Source organism: Fulvitalea axinellae, from assembly GCF_036492835.1.
GTDB classification, from domain to species: domain Bacteria; phylum Bacteroidota; class Bacteroidia; order Cytophagales; family Cyclobacteriaceae; genus Fulvitalea; species Fulvitalea axinellae.
In genome coordinates, this window is the sequence record NZ_AP025314.1 from 2,982,139 (window position 1) to 3,000,987 (window position 18,849).

An 18,849-nucleotide genomic window follows, 5' to 3' on the forward strand; every position below is an offset into this window, starting at 1 on the left:
GGTTCTATATTTTCATACATTTAAAAACATTCAGGATATCCGTATTTTTAATAAAATACAGACAATTTTTCCCTTCCCTTCTACTGCCAAGCACCCCTTGGTCTTTAAGTTTCGTAAGGTAATGCGAAGTAAGGCCTTGGTCCTTCTTCAGTATCTCATGAATCTGCGACACACTCATTTCCCTACCATCTTTCAAAAGCCAAACGATCCCAAGTCTCATTGGATTGGCAATCGTTTTCAGAATTTTCGAAGCCCTTTCAAGATTTTCTTGCTGCTCTTCTGTGAACATCTCTAACCGACTTTATGTGACAACATATCCATTTCACCAGAAAAAAATAAAACCGGCAAGGGCAAAATTTGATATGCCGAAAAATTTTTTTTCGGGAATCACTAACTGAGAATTCCCCATTTCATTTAAATTTCTAGTAAAACAGATTACAAATATAGTTATTACCATCAATAAAATCATAAAATTCACAAAATACCTTGATAAATGCAAATTTTATTTTAAAACAGGATCATTCCCATAAATACTCATATAAAATATGAAATCAGAAAGCTTGTAAAATAAAAAGCTCTATCTAAATAGAGCTTCTTATCTTCAAAATTTAACTTAGACTTAAAATTTGATCCGAACCGCTGGTGAAATCACAAAACCCCTGGTCAATCCCGCCGGTCTCTCTTTTCTAACAGCCAGTGGCGTACCCGCATTTACCCCGACAGTCACTCGATCACTCACAGGGTACTCCCAGCTTGCGCTTAGGTTAAGCGTAACGCCTTGCGAGTCATCCACATCTTGTCCTGCCACTTTGTCTTTTCCCATATGGAAAACGGACAGAAGCCCTACAGACAACGAACTCGATTTAATGTCGAATGCTCTCTCGGCCCTCAGCACGACATCCGGAGCCCTTTCCAAATCTTTCGAGCTAAAATACTCCTTTGCCTGCTTAGCCTTATCGTCCGGAAGAGACAATGTTTCGCTACCCGAAGCCAAAAATGTATTTTTGTTGTCTTGGCTAAGCGGTTGCTGGTACCCAACGGCAAAGAGCCACTTCTCATACCTCATCGACACACCCGCTAAAAGGTCAAGCGTGCCCAAGCCCGTCTGGTAAACCATAGGCAACACAAAGTCATTCCCTCCGATTTCGTCAGTCAAATCGGTTTTACCGGTCGGCAAACGTAAACCAAGCGTGGCATCCATACTCATTTTGCCAGAGTTCCACAGATGGCGCACCGCCGACACCGTGATATCACCGATACCTGAGGCACCGCCCAAATCACCCGAAGTCACAAAATACGGAACTTTCAACTGTACTTGGGTCGATTTACCCAAGGCCAGACCAACGACCACTGAAGGCGAAAAAACGGAAGTCCCTTCTTCCCCCACCCCAAACGTAGGCTCGAAACTAACAAAATTCCTGAACTCGTTCTCGGTATGCCCCGAAGACAACCCCGGAGCTGTACAAACCCCCGCATCACTACATCCTTGTGCCAAAGCGCCTGTTGCACCAACAGACAGAAACACCGCCACTAAAGCGAACCCCGCTCTTGTCAAAAAGCTCATATTAGTATCTTGTTTTTGATTGAAAAGGATCGGAAATAATTAGCGCCTTACTTCCCGCGACCCTTTCCGGGAAAGCAAATCGTTTCGGAAAAGTATTACGGGAGGAACCTTATAAGGTTACTTTTTATCCATAGATAATTTCAATTCACGAAAAAGTAATTTAAAAACTCATGATTAACACGAAATGGATTCCCACCCTTATTCTTAAAAAAATATAAGCACAAAAAAAGCCTTTCGAAACACATCCGAAAGGCCATTTACCCCTAATATTCAGCAACTTATAACTCATAAGGCAGAAAATCCGACACGTCACCGTTATAGCGATGCACTTCACGGATTATCGAAGAACTTACTGGCGCATACTGTTGTGAAGTAATCAAAAAAACAGTTTCCAACTCCTCATTCAAATGCCTGTTCACCTGCGAGATACTATTCTCGTACTCAAAATCCGTAGTGTTTCTAAGGCCCCGGATTATGAAATTCGCACCGTATTTTTTTGCCAAGGAAGCTGTCAACTCTTGGTACACCACCACCTCCACTTTATCCGGAATATCATCAAAAGTCTCCCTGATCTTACCCACCATTAAGTCAAGGTCAAAATACCTTCCGCTCTTTCCGGTATTATGGCCTACCGCAATAATTATTTTGTCAAAAATACGCGTTCCTCTTCGGACAACATCCTCATGCCCTTTTGTAAACGGATCGAATGATCCGGGAAATATCGCTACTCTCTTCATGGCTCTGTCCGAATCGTTACCAATTTGTAGAAATAAAAAAAGAGGCTATTTCGCCTCTGAATATTGTTAATTCACCTCCGTCCCATTAGCTGGAATTCCGTAATTGGAAAACATCAAAATACTGGTTATCCTCCAATTCATCAAACTCATAGCAGAAGCTTAAGCCCTCTGGCCTGTCCCCTAAAGTAAGGTTCGGAATAAACCGTTGTAATTGCCGATAATGAGGTGTCTTGTGGCTAATAAAGCCCCAAAGCGTCATCTCGCCCAACACGGTGTCTATTCCCAAGTGTTTGCTGTTGATGTTTACGTATTTCACGTAATCCTCAAAGCGCTGTATTGGGAACCTGTTATAAAATAAAAGACGATCACCGTCAAACGCAATCAAATGCATATAAAAACGATCGGCGAACATGCTCATCCGCTTGTCATCAATCTTCCCCAAACTTTTAGCGATCCCCTCAACCAAGGATGATGACTGGTGAGTGTACACGATCTCCTTCGAGGGGTAACTCCTCTCAAAGAAATCGACCAAGGCCCACGGTATTCCGAAAACATTCACAAATCCCAAGTCCTTATGCTCATTATAAAGAACATGTACACTGTCATCAACTTCACATGATAACTGTAGGTAATGCGGGGCCAGCTCGGCCATAAAATGTTCTTTCGGAACAAAAGAGTACATCCCGCTTTTCCCAGAAACAGTAACGCTATTCCAAAATCCAGCCGACAGAACGTAATGCTCGTCGTAGACCTTGTGCAACAGCTCTAGAAACTGATCAAGGTTTTCGTGATCGTTAAGAACGTAATCCTCGAGCAAAAGGCAACGCCCTGTCCGAGAGTCCGTCGCCATCACCTGCATATCACGCATCCCCACCTGAACGGCGAGATCGTAATGGTGAAGGTCGTTGACTTCGAATCGCTCGTTGTCTTTTACCCGCTTGATTACTTTGTATTCTATATGCCCAGTGATCTCGATCAAGATTATTCCCAGTTACCCGAAGTAGAGATTTCTTCTTTCGAACCTACACGCAAAGGCTTCTTGTGGTAGAATTTGCTGTTTTCCTTACGCTCAGGGTTGATATTTCCTTTCTCGTTGTCCTTAGCCTCAAATACGTCAACCCAAGAGTTACCTTTCTGGATCTTGCTTGCGTAAAGCTCGAACTTACGGTTTTTATACCCAGGAACGAACGGAAGCGAATCAGGAGAAAAACGCGGGTATTTCGAAGGCTTGAAAAGCGAATCGAGTACCGCTACAGACCCCAAAGTATCAATCTTAACGATAACTTCTTCTTCTCCATATTCCTTGGGAATGATGGTTTCAGTTTTTTGGGTAATATAAATTTCTCCGTGCTTCACGAAAGTGATCAGCGTGTCCCAGTTGTTGGTATAACGCTTGTTAACCGCCTGGAAAGCCACCTCAGCGTCACGAATCTGCTTCAAACGATTCACAACGTTTTTCTCCACTTTCTTGATCTGTCTCATCAACCTGATCTCGGAATAGATCACGTTATTGCCCAGATACCAGAAAAGACCGAGAGCCACTAGGAAAAGCGCGCCCGTAAAAATCTTGATCTTGCCCATTATTCCTTGCTTTTTTGAATAGTATTTGAAATTTACAAATAGTCTTTATCCCGTGTCAGACCACCGGTTCGCCATTGAGGAAAAAACCTCTCAGCGACAGCAGGTCTTCCGTTGTATTACACTTCTCGAAGATTTGATGAACAGTCCCCTCCGGAAACTCCTTTAACTGTTCGAACGGCACAAACTCCACTCTTTGGATTATCTGTTTGTCCTCCGCTAATTCGGGATCCAGCCCCTTCCGTAGGGCCCCTCCCGTAATCCGTACCTCAAAAAAGAGCTCAATCGCATGTAAGGGCGGAGACAGGAATTCGTGCGTAAAACACTGTGTCCCAACTTCGATCTCCAAGCCTGTTTCTTCAATAAACTCCCTTCTCAGGCACTCTACCGCAGATTCACCATACTGCATTCCACCTCCCGGAGGACTCCAAAAATAATTTTTTTCTCCGAGATAATCATGCTTTACAAGCAAAATTTCATCGTTGCGAACGCATACCCCACTCACCCTTAACCTTAACCTATGGCCGAATTCGTTGATAATATGTTCCTTACCCCGAGACAACTTCGAAATTTTTAGTTCACAGGCGCATACGCCTATTCACAATTGAATTATTTTAACTCTTAAAGAATTCGTTTCAACCCCTAATATATGGAATGCCCGCTGCTTTTCCTCCATTGTAAGGCGGATTTCTTATTTTGCCCTTACTTTTGTTTTCAAAATCCTCAAAGTGCCGTACTTTTCAGTTAACACTAAACCAGTGCCTCGGCTTTAAAACGAAGAAATTGACTACAGAATATAAAAACAACGGTTTCCCTGACATTTCCGGAAGCCTAACCCGCCTTTTCCCCCACAATCCGACAGAGGGACAGTTACGGCTTTTCCAATTGTTCGGAGACTTACTCCAGCCCTCTTTTTCCGACACAAAAGCTCTTTTGCTCCGTGGCTACGCTGGTACCGGAAAGACTTCCGTAATCGGCGCCCTTGTAAAAGCACTGCCTCTTTCAGGTTATCGCTACGTCCTGATGGCTCCCACAGGAAGAGCGGCCAAAGTCATGTCCAAATACGCAAAAAGAAGAGCGTTCACCATACACAAACTCATATACAGGCAAGTCGCTGACGGCCATACAGGCGAGATGGCTTTCCGACCCCAAAAAAACTACGCAACCAAAACGGTATTTATCGTGGACGAAGCTTCAATGCTCTCCGACGATAGCGGATTTGGCGGGCAAAGTCTGCTTTCGGACCTAATAGAGTTCGTCTATACCGACTCCACAAACCGGCTTATGCTGATTGGAGACGACGCCCAGCTACCACCTGTTGGACAAGCCCTTAGCCCAGGGATGGACAAAGCATATCTGGAAGCGAATTTTGCGCTAAACGTCCTTGAAGCCACATTGACCGAAGTCGTTAGGCAAGGGCAAGAATCCGGAATACTATACAACGCCACAAGGCTCAGAGCTTCATTAGCAAAAAGTGAAAACGACATACTGTTCGAAACAAAAAAATATTCCGACACATTCCGGATGACATCCGACAAGCTTGAAGACGGACTCCGCTACGCATACGACAAATACGGAACCGAAAACACCGTGATCGTATGCCGGTCAAACAGGTCCGCGGTCCAATTCAACCAATACATCAGACGTGTCGTACACTTTTATGACGAAGAAATCGAAGCCGGAGACCTTTTGATGGTAGTCAGAAACAATTACTCTTGCCTGCCTTCGGATTCGCCCGCCGGATTCCTAGCCAATGGCGATTTTGCGGAAGTTGTGAAAATCGTGGATTTCGAAGAGCGCTACGGCCACCGCTTCGCTTGCCTAAGCTTACGCCTTCCCGATTTCCCGGAACAACCCGCATTCGAAACCATGGTTATGCTCGACACGCTTTACTCGGACGCCCCTTCATTAGGATACGCCGAATACCGGAAGCTTTTCGATTCTGTCAAAGCTGAATATGCGGACTTAACCAGCAAAAAGGCTCTACGGGAAGCGCTGGACAAAGACCCGCACCTTAACGCACTGCAAATAAAGTTCGCATATGCGCTAACGTGCCACAAATCACAAGGCGGACAATGGAACGCTGTTTTTGTGGACCAAGGCTACCTTACCGACGATATGCTCGGGACAGAATACCTCCGCTGGCTTTACACCGCCGTCACCAGAGCTACTGACGAACTCTTTTTGGTTAATTTCCGGCCCGAGTTTTTCGGGTTAAGTCCGGAAGGTTTTGAATTTTGAAACAAGCAAAGACAAACAGACGAACCATGAAACTTTTGAACCTACTCCCAATACTTATCGGATTGCTTGCATTTTCAAGCGCAAAGGCCCAAACGACCGGAAAACCTCACGTTTATGTAGCCGATTCCGTTTTCACCTTCGGCGACATACCACAAGGCAAAGCCGTAACCAAAACCGTATCCATCAAAAACACCGGCGAAAGCCCCTTGCTACTTCACCATGTACTAACCACATGTGGCTGCACGGCGTTGGACTGGCCCCAATCCCCAATCCTTCCCGGCAAAAACGCATCAATGAAAATAACATTCGACTCCGCCGGAAAATCGGGGCGACAAAACAAAGTCGTCCGAATAGTTTCCAACGCCGACAACGGATCATATATCATACGCTTCACGGCCAATATCGTCCCAGCAAAAAACAAAGAGTAAATAGCTCCATTTTTTGAAGCCGGGCGTTTTACGACCTCAAGTTTTTTTTCTAACTTCAGAATCCGTTTGGGTCTTCCCTAACAAACAAAGGGGCTCACAAAGGCCCGCCAACATCAAAAACGTAAACAATCGGTAATGAACAGCTGGTTTCTTTGCAAAATCAAATACAAAAAAGAAGATGACAAGGGTGTGCTGAAGAGCATCGCCGAGTCGTATCTCGTCGACGCTATTTCGTTTACAGAGGCCGAAGCCCGCATCCACGAAGAAGTCGGCAGTCTAATCAGTGGCGAATTTCTTATTTCAAACCTGAACAAGACCAAGATTCTAGACGTTTTCGGTTACGACGACGCTGATCTTTGGTACCGATGCAAAATCACTTATGTTCTGGCCGACGAAGAATCCGGTAAAGAGAAAAAAGTGACGAATTTCATGCTTGTTGCCGCAAACGACGCCAAACAGGCATACGACCGCATCACCGAAAGTCTCAGCACGATGCTGGTACCGTTCCGTATCCCGGAAGTGGTAGAGACTCCGATTCTGGAAATTTTCAGATTCAAATCATCTGACCAGCGTGTAACTCCGAACCTAAAGCCGTTATCGCCACAGGGAACGGAAAACGCCGAAAGCTAAAAGACCATAAGGTTTTTTCAAATTAGAAACTAAAAGAAGGCACGTACTTGTTTAACACAGCAATTTGCGTATCTTTGCATCAGATTATAATAACATAGAGTAATGACTAAAGGAACAGTAAAATTCTTCAATGAGTCTAAAGGTTATGGATTCATTACTGAAGAGGGAACCAACAAAGATCACTTCGTACACGTTACAGGTTTGATCGACGAAATCCGTGAAGGTGACTACGTTGAATTTGACTTGGAAGAAGGAAGAAAAGGTCTTAACGCCGTAAACGTGAAGATTGCTTAATTTTAGCCTTCTTTAAATTTATACTAAAAAAAGCCAATCATTTTGATTGGCTTTTTTCATACCCGGAAATTCCGAACAAAAAAAGCGCCCACCTTACAGATGGGCGCTTTTCGTAATTCGAATAGATTAAGACTCCCTCTCGAACTCGTATTTGACGGTACGCACACTCGGATCGGAGTTGGCGATATCCAACATACCGAAACCTTTGTGAGTGTAAGCTCCCATCCCACAAGTGAACACGAATTCTTGAACCTCTTTTGTGGCAAACAAAGTAAACGGGAATGTATACCCCCTCACCTCATATTTCACGTCTTGGTCATAAACAGGATAAATTCGAGCGAATTTCTTCTGACTCTCTTTAATCTTGTTCAAATAATTCAGGTCAGGGACAAGCTGAAACTGACTGAACGAAGCCATCTGCTCCTCCGAAAACTGCCCATATGACGCCAGCCTTCTCATAGTCGACTCATAAAGCAAATCCGAAAACTCGTCCGTCTCTGGCGTAATGAACCTCTTGCCTTGGCTATCGTTAAAGCCAGGCTGGATCAAAACCAACGGAGAGATACAGATAAACTTCATAACCTCTTTGATCTCCGGAGCCGTTTCCAATTCAGCGCTCTCAGGAACCAAAATAAGGTTACCCAGTTCAACTTGCTGCATCTTGAACAGCTCACGCAGGAAGTAGTCGTTGAACTCCTTGCTCGGGCTAGAGAAAACCAAAGTCACTCTACTCGAGAAGAAATGCAGACCATTCCTACTGATCTTAGTCTGTCCTTTCAGCCCTGAAAAATTGTAAAACGGGAACTTCTTAAGCTCCTCGTTGTCTCCTTTCAGAATCACTCCTTTCACTAGCTGGGCTAGCAAAAACTGGTGATGAAAAGGGACGTTAGCCCCTTTGTTTTTCAGGATAAATACTATACGAATTCTCAACCTCTTAAATTTTTAAGTTAAAAAAAATACGAAAACGCTAACACAATATATCGCAGTCCCGAAAGACTACACTTGACACTTCGCAAAAGCCGTTCCTTAATCCGCACATTCACAACTCTCTAGTCGTCACATGTCCTTCTTCACTACTTTCACCATGTCTAGATTTTTCCTGTAAACGCACTTTTCAACCATCCTGACCTCTCAGAATGGTTTTGTCAACAAACGTAGAAACCTATCGCTTGTTTTCGGCCGACAAAAGTAGAATATCTTTGAAAAAAAGACAAATCCCTAACCGCTTACGCTGTCATAAAATGGGAATTCGTCCCCGCATTCAGAAAACAGAATGCGAAAAAAACTTAGCTCACTCCACCTAAATATAACATTTAATCAGAACAAGCCAAGATTTTTCGCTATAATACTTGCTAATATTAGACGTTAAAGCGAAAATGCATCACATCTCCGTCTTCTACGACATATTCTTTTCCTTCAATAGAAATTTTTCCCGCCTCTTTACATCCAACTTCTGTTTTATACTGCTCATAATCCGGAATTTTGATGACTTCAGCCTTAATAAAGCCTCTTTCAAAATCCGTATGGATTACGCCGGCAGCCTGAGGAGCCTTCCATCCACGGCGAATAGTCCAAGCCCTAACCTCTGTCTTGCCAGCCGTAAAGTATGTAATTAAATCAAGCAATTCGTACGAAGCGCGGATAAGTCGATTCAAGCCCGAATCCTCAAGACCATATTCCCCTAGGAACATCTCACGTTCTTCCTCTTCCTCAATCTCCGCAATCTGAGACTCCAACGATGCGCAAACAACTACAACCTGAGCGTCTTCGTCCTTAACGGCTTCTTTAAGTTGTTCAACGTATTCGTTTCCATCTACCACACAATCTTCGTCGACATTGGCGGCGTAAATTACCGGCTTGATAGTCAAGAGGTGCAGATCGGCTATCTCTTCCATTTCTTCCGGAGCCAAATCCAAAGTACGGGCATTCTTTCCCTCTTCCAGACAAGCTTTGAATTTATCCAAAACCTCGATAGTCTTTTTGGCTTTAGCATCACCCGACTTAGCGATCTTAGAATAGCGCAGAATCTTTTTCTCAACAGATTCAAGATCCTTGAACTGCAATTCGGTATCGATCACACCTTTATCCGTAACAGGGTCAACACGACCCTCTACGTGAACGATGTTCTCATCGTTAAAGCAACGAATAACGTGAACAATAGCGTCCACTTCACGGATATTCGCCAAGAACTTATTCCCAAGCCCTTCACCCTTACTCGCACCCTTTACCAAGCCTGCGATATCCACAAACTCGATCACTGTCGGCAACACCTTTTCCGGGTCCACCAACTTTTCCAATATCTTCAATCGATCATCAGGAACGGTGATCACGCCCACATTAGGCTCGATGGTACAAAAAGGAAAATTCGCTGCCTCGGCTTTACCGCTCGACAACGCATTAAAGAGCGTTGACTTGCCAACATTAGGCAAGCCCACAATGCCACATTGCAATCCCATGTTCTATTGTATTTTCAGATCTTTGAAATCTCCTTTATCCTTAAAGATATAATACTGCCTATATCCTACACGCAATTCCTTCCAGGTAACTCTCAACACCGTATAACAAGGTATCGCCCCGATCATTCCAGGGATGCCCGCCAAGTTTGCGCCCGCAAAGATAATAATAAAAATCTCCAAAGGATGAGCCTTAACACTTTTTGAGAAGATAACAGGCTGAAGAAAAAAGTTATCGATCAATTGCACAGCCCCAAAGACCGACAAAATCTTTACCATTAAAAAAAGATACTCATTCAGAGTCATTAAATCAGTACTAGTAGACGCCCCTACTACAATACCGAACAAAGCCCCCAGAACCGGCCCCATATAAGGGATCAGATTCGCAAATGCGGAAAAAACCCCAACCGTAAGCGCATAATTCACTTCAACCACGCTAAGCCCTAAAGAAACCATACTGAAAATGGAAATCATCTGAAAAACCAAGCCCAAAAGGTAATTCGTAAGCAAGCGCTCAATCTTGTAAAACGCCGATACGGAGACCTCAAAATAAAAGTTCGGAATCATGCTGATAAAAATCTTCCGTATCAACCCATTTTCTAGCAAGAGAAAAAATGAAATAAACAAAACAGCCATTCCACCCACAAAGAGGCTCCCAGTCAAAGACACTATTCCGTTTAAGACATTTGAGAAGTTAACTCCCTGCAAAGCTTCTTTTAAATGCTCACGGATTCCTTCCACCACAAAACCCTTTTCGTTAGAAGTCAGCGAATGCCTAATAAGAAAGTTTTCTATCTCCTCGATCGGCCCCAAGGCTACAGCTATAAAGTTGTCATAGTCAAAGGAAGACAGAACCTTCACCTGCTCCGAAATCAATGGTATAAACAGAAAAACAAATACCGAGATGACCACAAGCATAGCCACATAGGAAACCAGAACAGACACTACACGAGGCACTCCCACTCCAAAAAACCGAACCTGCGAGACGTAATTCACCACCGGCCTTAGAATAGTCGAAACGACTAATGCGAAGACTATATAGAGAAAGATATTCGTGAAATACCAGACAAACAATAGCGTCAGCAACACCCCCGATGCTACCGATAACAAAAACTTCACTTTCTGAGACATACCGACATCCTAAAAACGTGGAACCATTCGCACAAAAAAAGCCCTTGAAAACCAATTTTCCAAGGGCTCTTACTTAGAGAATAAAGTAGAGATCAATCCCACTTCAATTCATCTTCAAACTGGTCATTAACAAATTCATCACCTGCTTCATCGAACTGGGAAAAGTCGAAATCAGGCATCAGTTCGTCTTTTACGTAGGTGATTGACCCGTGCAAAGCCGTCAAAAACTTGTTAAAATCCTCTTTGTACAGAAATAATTTGTGCTTCTCGTAGAAATGTGCTCCATCCTCTTTAAACCTCCTTTTACTTTCAGTGATTGTTAAATAATAATCATCGGAACGGGTTGCCTTCACGTCAAAAAAGTACGTGCGCTTTCCCGCCCTTACTCGCTTGGAGTAAATCTCCGCTTTCTCATGGCCTTTATGCTCTTCCACAATCCTTACAATTTTTTTACATTTACTGGACTCAAAAATTTTCGTTTTTTCCGCTTTACTGTCCTATAAATATAGGGCAAATTTTCACTTACAAGCAAACGAAAAAACACGTATTATTATAAATTAGTATAAAAAAGTTAAAAGCTTCTTATTCTCAGAACGATAATGGCATGCTTTTTTTCCCAAAATCAAAGACAAAACAACATAGCCTACTGCCTTTTTTTGCTTTCCAGATAAACCAGCCCAATCGAAGGGCACGGAACTTGGACGTAAGAAAAAAAGTAAGAAAACACGACAAATGAGACTGAACATCAATAAAATCAAGGAAGCCGGCAGATTGGAGCTACTGGCCAAGCAAATGGTCGAAGGATTCATCACCGGCCTTCATAAATCCCCGTACCACGGATTTTCGGTGGAATTTGCGGAACACCGGCTATACAATCCCGGGGAAAGTACCCGTCACATAGACTGGAAGGTTTTCGCTAGGACAGACAAACTTTTCGTAAAAAAATTCGAAGAGGAAACTAACCTCAGATGCGTTTTGGTTCTCGACAATTCCTCTTCGATGCATTATCCGAACCAAGGAGCCAGCAAAATCGATATTTCCGTAACGCTCGCCGCCGCACTTGCCTTTCTGCTTAACCGCCAAAGGGATGCGGTAGGTTTGGCGTGCTTTTCAGACAAGTTAGACGTCCATACGGAGGTTAAATCTTCTTCAACGCATCTTCATAAACTATTTTCGGTTTTTAACGGTATGCTGGAAGAGAGCGAAGGCAAAAGGAACACGGCCATAGCCGAAACGCTCCACCGAATTGCTACAAAAATCCACAAACGCTCGTTGGTGATTATATTCAGCGACATGTTTGACAATGAAAAAAATACGGATCAGATTTTTGCGGCGCTTCAACACCTCAAACACAGCCAGCACGAAATCCTTATCTTTCATGTAACCGACAAATCAACTGAACTGGATTTCGAATTCTCGGAAAGGCCACACAGGTTTATAGATATTGAAACCGGGGAAAAAATAGACCTGAATCCTTCGCAGATCAAGCGGGAATACCAAGGCGCTATGAAGAAATTCAATGAGGACTTAAGGATTAAATGCGGGCAATCCAAAATAGATTTAGTTCCAGTGGACATCAACGATGATTTTGACAAGGTACTGGGGGCATATCTTGCTAAACGGGCCAAAATGAGCTAACTAAAACGGCCGGAGTTTAGACTCCGGCCGAAAGGCCTTTTTCTAGTCTTCGTCTTCAGCTTCTATAAATCCAATTCTCACTGGGCTATCGTACACCATGCCCAACAACTCGTCAGCCCTTCCTTTATTAATCCCGATTTCCAACAAACCATCGGAATTAAACAAAGCGTAAACCTCTCCCGGCACTGCTTGATTTGGCACTTCGACAAATCGACCCAGCTTTTCCCTTCCGAAACTCACCACAAATGACCGCCCTTCTCTAAACTTCTCAAAATCCAATTTTGAGATATTCACGATGAGATTACCGTAATGATCGACTCTTAAAACATTACCTACCAATAAGTCTTTCGTCAGCTTCGGTATTCGGCCTCTCAGCTCTAAAGGTTTTGAGGTATAATCCCCAACTTCCGTAAGCGGTTTCCCAGACACCAATTTAGCGGCGGCCTCAGCGTAAAGCTCCTTTGCCGGAGACGATGACAGCATGGTATCTTCACCTCCCAAAGCCACTACAGCGGCAGGTTTTTCATCCGAAATCAAGCTAAAGATCCCGTTGTCCGGACCAATAAAAAAATGACCTTCTAGCTTTACCGCCAAGTGCCTTCCTCTCCTTGCGCCATTGGTATCTATGGAAACTATATGGACCGATTTTTCTGGAAAATCTTTGAAAACCGAACGCAACACATAAGCTCCGTGAATGATATTGAAAGACTCTATATCATGAGTCACATCTACAACAGAAACCTCGGGCGCAATACGAAAGACCCTAGCTTTCACCGCAGCCACATAATGATCGGACCGGCCAAAATCGGAAGTAAACGTGATCAATGACATAAAAAATAAAACTGAGATTTAGGTATCCAACCGGATTGAATACCGGCACATGACAAACAAAACTTTTTACGGCTCTTCCAAACCCTACTAAATGAATAATCCTACAATACACCTTTTCAGGCGCATTTCAGACACTAAAGTTAAGCAACAGCGAATATCGCCAAATAATCTTACGTAAGAAAAGTAGTGCCTACAAAAATATCATTTTCAAAGTCTCAGTTTTCAGCTTTCTTTTCATTTTCTTAGATGAAGATTAAACCTCCGGCCCTGTTTCGCATCCAATAACCGAAACAGAAAATCGACGAACTTTTGAGCAACCATGAACTAATAAATAATTTGAGAAATCCCGAAACTCGAGATAAGGCTTTCGTAACGCTTGTCGGACAGTTTCAGGAAAGGATATACTGGCATATCCGAAAAATCGTAATCGATCATGACGACGCAGACGACTTGGTGCAGGACACCTTCATTAAAGTCTGGAAAAACATAGACAAATTCCGGGAAGAGTCGGACATTTACACTTGGATCTATAGGATTTCGACCAATGAGTGCCTGAATTTTCTTCGGAAAAAAAAGAACCGGTTTTTTCTGCCAATCCACGACGTGGAAGCGGAATTAAAGGAAAAGCTTACAAACTCTGCTCATATAGATGGTGAAAAGATAGAAATGGTGCTGCAGGAAGCACTCTTGACTTTGCCGACACAACAAAGGCTTATTTTCAATATGCGTTATTTCGATGACCTCAAGTTTTCGGAAATCGCCGATATCCTTGAAAAAAGCTTAGGCGCTGTAAAAGCCAACTATCATCATGCGAGAAAAAAGGTTGAAAGCCATGTTAAATCCAGAGATCTGAATCATGAAAAATCATAAATCAAACAAACCGAAAGGATTCGAAACCCCTCCTGATTACTTCGAAAAGCTTCCTTATGTAATACAGGGAAGAATCCAGGGAGAAGAAAAAAGAAGCAAAGGCGCAAGGATCAGAAAAATCCAAACAGCCGTCGTCTCGCTTTCTACCGCAGCTATGGCCTTCATAGCCTTTCGGTTTGGCCCGGCAATATGGCCTAGCATGGAATCTTCACAAAGCTCGGCCGTGGAAATCGCTTTACTCTCCCAAATCGACAGTACAGATATCGTAAATTACCTAGCTTATTCCGATGACATTTCACTTAATGATATTCTTGAATTCGCTGATTCTGACGAGATCCAGTTTGATTTCTCAAGCCTCGATTCAGAAACTTATATAGAAAGCCAAACACTTCAGGACGATCCGTATGCCTCCCCATTCGACGAGGCCTCGGACTATTTGCTAAACTAAACCCGAAACCCATGCGCAAAGCACCATATATTCTTTGTCTTTTAGCCTTAGTTGTCTTCTTCACATCACCGCAAACGATGGCACAAGAAAAACGGCGCGACCAACCGCCTGGCAACGACAACGAGCGTATCCAGTCTGTGAAAATCGCGTTTATTACAGACCTCTTAGAGCTTTCTCCCACTCAAGCCCAGCAGTTTTGGCCTTTATTTAACGAGTATTCGGCAAAATACAAAGCCTTGGCTGATCAATGGATGGAGGTTGCTAAGCTTGTTCGAAAGAACCCGAAATTAAACGAGAAAGAATCGGAAAAAAATCTCAAGAGAATTCTGGAACTACAGGAAAAACAAGACAGTCTAAAAAGGCAATACCTTACGGAATACGAAAAATTCCTATCAAAAAATCAAGTCCTCAAACTTGCCCTAATAGAGAGCTCTTTCAAAAGGTTTCTTCTCAAGCACATGAGAAGGCCACAACATGGAGGAGGCCCCGAACATAGAAAACACAGAAAAAAAATGGGCTCGGAATAATCCGAACCCATTTTTTTATTTTCTATCGAAGATGAATTTACTTTTCACCTACCAAGCGTAAAGTATCTCTGGCAATCATAAGCTCCTCGTTTGTTGGCACTACCATGGCCGTAACTTTTGAGTCTGGCTTAGAGATCACCCGTTCTTCAGCTCTGAAAGACGAGTTCACTTCGGTATCGAAATCCAATCCGAGGAATTCCAAATCTTTACATACGCCCGCACGTGTGCAGTCTCCATTCTCACCGACACCGCCTGTAAAGATAATGATATCAACACCGCCCATAGCCGCCGCATAAGCGCCGATATATTTTTTGATTCGGTAGTCATACATATCCAATGCGAGTGTAGCGCGCTCGTTTCCTTCGGCCGCAGCGTTTTCAATATCGCGCATATCCGAAGAAATACCAGTCACACCCAATACACCACTGTGCTTGTTCACCAACGAGCTGGCAGCCTTAACGCTGATATCTTCCTTGTTCATGATATAAGTAAGCACGCCCAAGTCCAAATCACCGGCACGCGTACCCATAATCATACCTTCCAGAGGAGTCAAGCCCATTGAAGTGTCAACCGACTTTCCGCCGTCGATAGCGGTTACGGAAGCTCCGCCTCCAAGGTGGCACGAAATAATCTTCTGGGTCGAAATGTCACGTCCGAGGATTTCGCAAGCCCTTTGCGCCACATATTTGTGCGAGGTGCCGTGGAAACCATATCTACGCAAACCGTACTTCTTGTACAAGTCGTAAGGGATAGCGTACATGTACGACTTTGGAGGCATTGTCTGGTGGAACGCAGTATCGAAAACAGCTACCTGCTCAACCTCAGGAAGAAGCTCCAACATCGCCTCAATACCCATCAAACAAGCCGGGTTGTGCAACGGAGCCAAATCTACGCAACGCTCAATCTCAGCGATCACGCTTTCGTCAATAACAACACTGTCATTGAAAGCTTCGCCACCGTGAACGGCTCTGTGCCCTACGGCTTCGATTTCCTTAAGCGACTTAATGCAACCATAATCCTCGCTTACCAAAACACCGAGAATATACTCGATTCCGGTAGCGTGATCGTTAATCGCACCCTCAAGCTTCACTTTGTCGCCACTTGGAGAGGTAAATTTAAGAAAAGCGCCTTTCAAGCCGATTTTCTCAACAATTCCTTTTCCGATAACCTCAGTGGAAGTCATATCGAACAATTGGTATTTGATCGACGAACTTCCGCAGTTCAAGACTAATATTTTCATTTTCCTGTTTTCGAATCCAGTTAATCGATTTTCACCCCGTTTTTATCGTAACGATAAAAACCTTGCCCTACGGACAAACCAAGAAGATTAGCTCTCACCATACGCTTAAGCATCGGAGAAGCCTTATAGCGGGTATCTCCGAACTCCGCATACATATTGTCGAGCCAACGCACTACACGGTCAAGACCAAACTTGTCGGCCATCTCAAAAGGTCCGTGCGGGAAGCCGAAACCGAGTTTCATCGTCTTGTCGATATCCTCTTTCCTTCCGACTCCTTCCATCAACATCGTACAGGCCTCGTTGATCAAAGGCGCTACCAAACGGGTACTGATCAGTCCTGGAGATTCCAAAACAGAAACAACCCTTCTGTTCATCATAGAAGCGAATTTGCAAACTTTCTCATACGCCCATTCCTGAGTGTAAAGGCCTTTTACAACCTCTACCACTTTAGAATCTTGCGCCGGAGAAATGAAGTGCAAACTTACGCTACGCTCAGGATGTTCCAATTCCGAAGACATTTCGGTAACAACCAAAGTCGTCGAGTTTGTAGCGATAACGCAACGTTCGTCAACATACTCTTCGATGTTCTTAAAAATCCTCTTACGGATCTCGATGCTGTCCTCCCTGGTTCGGGACTTAATCGACTCGATCACGATATCGCAACCTGCCAACTCAGAGTAATCCGTGCTACCCTTAATACGGCCCATTACAGCGCTCATCTCCCCGGAAGTCATCTCCCAACGGTCAATCATCCTTTCGAAAGAAACCTCAAGCTCCTCGAAAGCTTCTTTAATACGCTCCTCCGAAATCTCGATAAAGACAACTTCGAGCCCGGTAGCGGCCGCCAAGCGAGTGATTTCCTGGCCCAAAATTCCGCAACCGATCACACCTATCTTGGAGATCAGGTTGTCTTGTGCGCTTTCCTTGCTTCGATTGAGGCCATACCCCTCAATTGATTTTGTGATCTCTGCCATTTATTCGTCAACAACAATTAAAACTATTCCTATCCCTTAACTCGGAATTCCCGCCTTACGATAAAATCCAATAAATAAGTCCCCGGAATTCTAGTCCAAAAGAAAAGCGGCGATTATTTCGCCGCCGCTTGGTTTACTGTTATCGCCACCAAATTGACGATGTCGCTTACCGAGCAACCTCTCGAGAGGTCGTTTATCGGGGCCGCCATGCCTTGCAGCACTGGGCCTATGGCCTCAGCCCCCGCCAGTCTCTGTACCAGCTTGTAGCCTATGTTACCGGATTGCAGATCCGGGAATACCAATACGTTCGCTTTACCCGCAATATCGCTACCCGGAGCTTTCGCTTGACCTACAGATTCTACGATGGCCGCGTCAGCCTGCAGTTCGCCCTCAATCTTCAACTCAGGAGCACGCTCCTTGGCCAATTCCGTCGCTTTGGCCACTTTGTCCACAAACGGGTGCTTGGCGCTTCCTTTTGTCGAGAAGCTGAGCATCGCCACTTTAGGGTCGATCTCCGCAATAGCTTTGGCCGTCTCAGCCGAGGCAATAGCTATTTCGGCAAGCTGTTCGCTCGTCGGGTCAGGAGTCACAGCGCAGTCAGCGAAAACGAGAAGGCCGTCCTCTCCGTAAACCTCGTCTTTCAGCACCATAACAAAAGCTCCCGAAACCGTACTGAAACCAGGCTTCGTTTTCACGATCTGGAACGCCGGGCGCAACACGTCACCTGTAGCGTTTTGGGCACCAGCCACCTCTCCGTCAGCATCACCGCTCTTAATCATAAGTACGGCAAGGTAAAGCGGGTTCTCGACCAACTTCGAGGCCTCCTCACGAGTCAAGCCTTTAGACTTGCGAATCTCAACGAGCAAATCCGTGTACTCATCTTTCTTTGCGTGACTTTTCGGATCGACAATCTCGAATTTAGAGACATTCGACAACCCGAAATCCTCTGCCTTGGCTTTGATCACTGAGGGATCACCGATCAATATAACCTGCGCAATTCCTTCGGCCACGATTTCATCAGCGGCCCGCAAAGTGCGCTCCTCCTCACCTTCCGGCAAGACGATTCGCTTATTGCACTTTTTTGCGCTTTCCTTTATTTTTAACAACAAGTCCATTGCGATACGATTTCTTATCTACGACGGGCCAAAATTATGAATCATCCCATTAAAAAAGGATGACTAAAATCATAAAACTTCATACTGACACCGGTCTCAACATTGTATTTTTTTAACAAATTTTCCCGGAACCGATCCCGACGAATTTTA

22 protein-coding genes and 1 pseudogene are annotated in these 18,849 nt (G+C 44.2%); 8 read left to right on the plus strand and 15 right to left on the minus strand.

The genetic code is table 11. From position 1 onward, the window contains the following. Positions 1-4 precede the first annotated feature (4 nt). The 6 genes from AABK39_RS11230 to AABK39_RS11255 form a co-directional block, all read right to left on the minus strand. A complete protein-coding gene (locus AABK39_RS11230; RefSeq protein WP_338391444.1) occupies positions 5-289 on the minus strand; it encodes an ArsR/SmtB family transcription factor in 285 nt (94 codons plus the stop codon). A 330-nt stretch (positions 290-619) separates the two neighbouring features. Then, positions 620-1,564, minus strand: a complete 945-nt coding sequence (locus AABK39_RS11235; protein WP_338391445.1) for a transporter — start codon at positions 1,562-1,564, stop codon at positions 620-622. Positions 1,565-1,842: 278 nt separating this feature from the next. Next, positions 1,843-2,301: a pantetheine-phosphate adenylyltransferase gene (gene coaD / locus AABK39_RS11240; RefSeq protein WP_338391446.1), complete on the minus strand. Its 459-nt coding sequence runs from the start codon at positions 2,299-2,301 to the stop codon at positions 1,843-1,845. An 85-nt stretch (positions 2,302-2,386) separates the two neighbouring features. Further along, a complete protein-coding gene (locus AABK39_RS11245) occupies positions 2,387-3,280 on the minus strand; it encodes a DUF3822 family protein (RefSeq protein WP_338391447.1) in 894 nt (297 codons plus the stop codon). A gap of 2 nt (positions 3,281-3,282) precedes the next feature. Beyond that, positions 3,283-3,882, minus strand: coding sequence for a hypothetical protein (locus AABK39_RS11250; protein ID WP_338391448.1), 600 nt, complete (start codon positions 3,880-3,882; stop codon positions 3,283-3,285). A 55-nt stretch (positions 3,883-3,937) separates the two neighbouring features. Further along, on the minus strand, positions 3,938-4,384 hold the full coding sequence (locus tag AABK39_RS11255; protein ID WP_338394685.1) for an NUDIX hydrolase: 447 nt from the start codon (positions 4,382-4,384) through the stop codon (positions 3,938-3,940). Between the two features lie 278 nt (positions 4,385-4,662). On the opposite strand from AABK39_RS11255, the gene AABK39_RS11260 reads away from it, so the two are divergent. From AABK39_RS11260 to AABK39_RS11275, 4 genes are all read left to right on the plus strand, one after another. Continuing rightward, a complete protein-coding gene (locus AABK39_RS11260; protein WP_338391449.1) occupies positions 4,663-6,120 on the plus strand; it encodes an ATP-dependent DNA helicase in 1,458 nt (485 codons plus the stop codon). A 26-nt stretch (positions 6,121-6,146) separates the two neighbouring features. Further along, the gene (locus AABK39_RS11265) at positions 6,147-6,548 is read left to right on the plus strand and encodes a DUF1573 domain-containing protein (protein WP_338391450.1); all 402 of its coding nucleotides are present in this window, start codon (positions 6,147-6,149) and stop codon (positions 6,546-6,548) included. Between the two features lie 135 nt (positions 6,549-6,683). Further along, on the plus strand, positions 6,684-7,178 hold the full coding sequence (locus AABK39_RS11270; RefSeq protein ID WP_338391451.1) for a DUF4494 domain-containing protein: 495 nt from the start codon (positions 6,684-6,686) through the stop codon (positions 7,176-7,178). Positions 7,179-7,280: 102 nt separating this feature from the next. Continuing rightward, positions 7,281-7,472 carry a cold-shock protein gene (locus AABK39_RS11275; protein ID WP_338391452.1) on the plus strand — a complete coding sequence of 64 codons (192 nt, stop codon included), beginning with the start codon at positions 7,281-7,283 and terminating at the stop codon, positions 7,470-7,472. Between the two features lie 126 nt (positions 7,473-7,598). Here AABK39_RS11275 and cas6 read toward each other — a convergent pair whose 3' ends face one another. The 4 genes from cas6 to AABK39_RS11295 form a co-directional block, all read right to left on the minus strand. Then, the gene (gene cas6, locus AABK39_RS11280) at positions 7,599-8,402 is read right to left on the minus strand and encodes a CRISPR-associated endoribonuclease Cas6 (protein ID WP_338391453.1); all 804 of its coding nucleotides are present in this window, start codon (positions 8,400-8,402) and stop codon (positions 7,599-7,601) included. 428 nt (positions 8,403-8,830) lie between these two features. Further along, positions 8,831-9,928, minus strand: coding sequence for a redox-regulated ATPase YchF (gene ychF / locus AABK39_RS11285; protein WP_338391454.1), 1,098 nt, complete (start codon positions 9,926-9,928; stop codon positions 8,831-8,833). 3 nt (positions 9,929-9,931) lie between these two features. Further along, positions 9,932-11,044: an AI-2E family transporter gene (locus AABK39_RS11290; RefSeq protein WP_338391455.1), complete on the minus strand. Its 1,113-nt coding sequence runs from the start codon at positions 11,042-11,044 to the stop codon at positions 9,932-9,934. A 104-nt stretch (positions 11,045-11,148) separates the two neighbouring features. After that, entirely contained in the window at positions 11,149-11,490 is a 342-nt protein-coding gene (locus tag AABK39_RS11295) for a DUF3276 family protein (RefSeq protein ID WP_338391456.1), read from the minus strand. A gap of 298 nt (positions 11,491-11,788) precedes the next feature. Between AABK39_RS11295 and AABK39_RS11300 the strand changes: the two genes are divergently transcribed. Beyond that, positions 11,789-12,694, plus strand: coding sequence for a DUF58 domain-containing protein (locus tag AABK39_RS11300; RefSeq protein WP_338391457.1), 906 nt, complete (start codon positions 11,789-11,791; stop codon positions 12,692-12,694). A 42-nt stretch (positions 12,695-12,736) separates the two neighbouring features. On the opposite strand, the gene AABK39_RS11305 is transcribed toward AABK39_RS11300, so the two are convergent. Beyond that, complete coding sequence (locus tag AABK39_RS11305; RefSeq protein WP_338391458.1) at positions 12,737-13,525, minus strand: SAM hydrolase/SAM-dependent halogenase family protein; 789 nt, start codon at positions 13,523-13,525, stop codon at positions 12,737-12,739. A gap of 309 nt (positions 13,526-13,834) precedes the next feature. Here AABK39_RS11305 and AABK39_RS11310 point away from each other — a divergent pair, with 309 nt between their 5' ends. The 3 genes from AABK39_RS11310 to AABK39_RS11320 all read left to right on the plus strand — a co-directional run bounded on the left by AABK39_RS11310 (position 13,835) and on the right by AABK39_RS11320 (position 15,370). Next, positions 13,835-14,395, plus strand: coding sequence for an RNA polymerase sigma factor (locus AABK39_RS11310; protein WP_338391459.1), 561 nt, complete (start codon positions 13,835-13,837; stop codon positions 14,393-14,395). Continuing rightward, positions 14,382-14,843 (plus strand): hypothetical protein, encoded by a 462-nt coding sequence (locus AABK39_RS11315; protein WP_338391460.1) that lies wholly within the window; start codon positions 14,382-14,384, stop codon positions 14,841-14,843. Before AABK39_RS11310 ends, AABK39_RS11315 begins: the two co-directional genes overlap by 14 nt. Before the next feature lie 77 nt (positions 14,844-14,920). Further along, positions 14,921-15,370, plus strand: coding sequence for a hypothetical protein (locus AABK39_RS11320; protein ID WP_338391461.1), 450 nt, complete (start codon positions 14,921-14,923; stop codon positions 15,368-15,370). Between the two features lie 37 nt (positions 15,371-15,407). Here AABK39_RS11320 and AABK39_RS11325 read toward each other — a convergent pair whose 3' ends face one another. From AABK39_RS11325 to pta, 4 genes and pseudogenes are all read right to left on the minus strand, one after another. Continuing rightward, entirely contained in the window at positions 15,408-16,610 is a 1,203-nt protein-coding gene (locus AABK39_RS11325) for an acetate/propionate family kinase (RefSeq protein WP_338391462.1), read from the minus strand. Positions 16,611-16,630: 20 nt separating this feature from the next. Then, positions 16,631-16,987, minus strand: a complete 357-nt coding sequence (locus AABK39_RS27735) for a 3-hydroxyacyl-CoA dehydrogenase family protein (protein ID WP_421825164.1) — start codon at positions 16,985-16,987, stop codon at positions 16,631-16,633. After that, positions 16,973-17,584: pseudogene (locus AABK39_RS27740) on the minus strand (3-hydroxyacyl-CoA dehydrogenase family protein); the annotation flags it as partial. The pseudogene AABK39_RS27740 and the gene AABK39_RS27735, both read right to left, overlap by 15 nt. A gap of 113 nt (positions 17,585-17,697) precedes the next feature. Then, complete coding sequence (pta, locus tag AABK39_RS11335) at positions 17,698-18,699, minus strand: phosphate acetyltransferase (protein ID WP_338391464.1); 1,002 nt, start codon at positions 18,697-18,699, stop codon at positions 17,698-17,700. Positions 18,700-18,849: the final 150 nt, after the last annotated feature.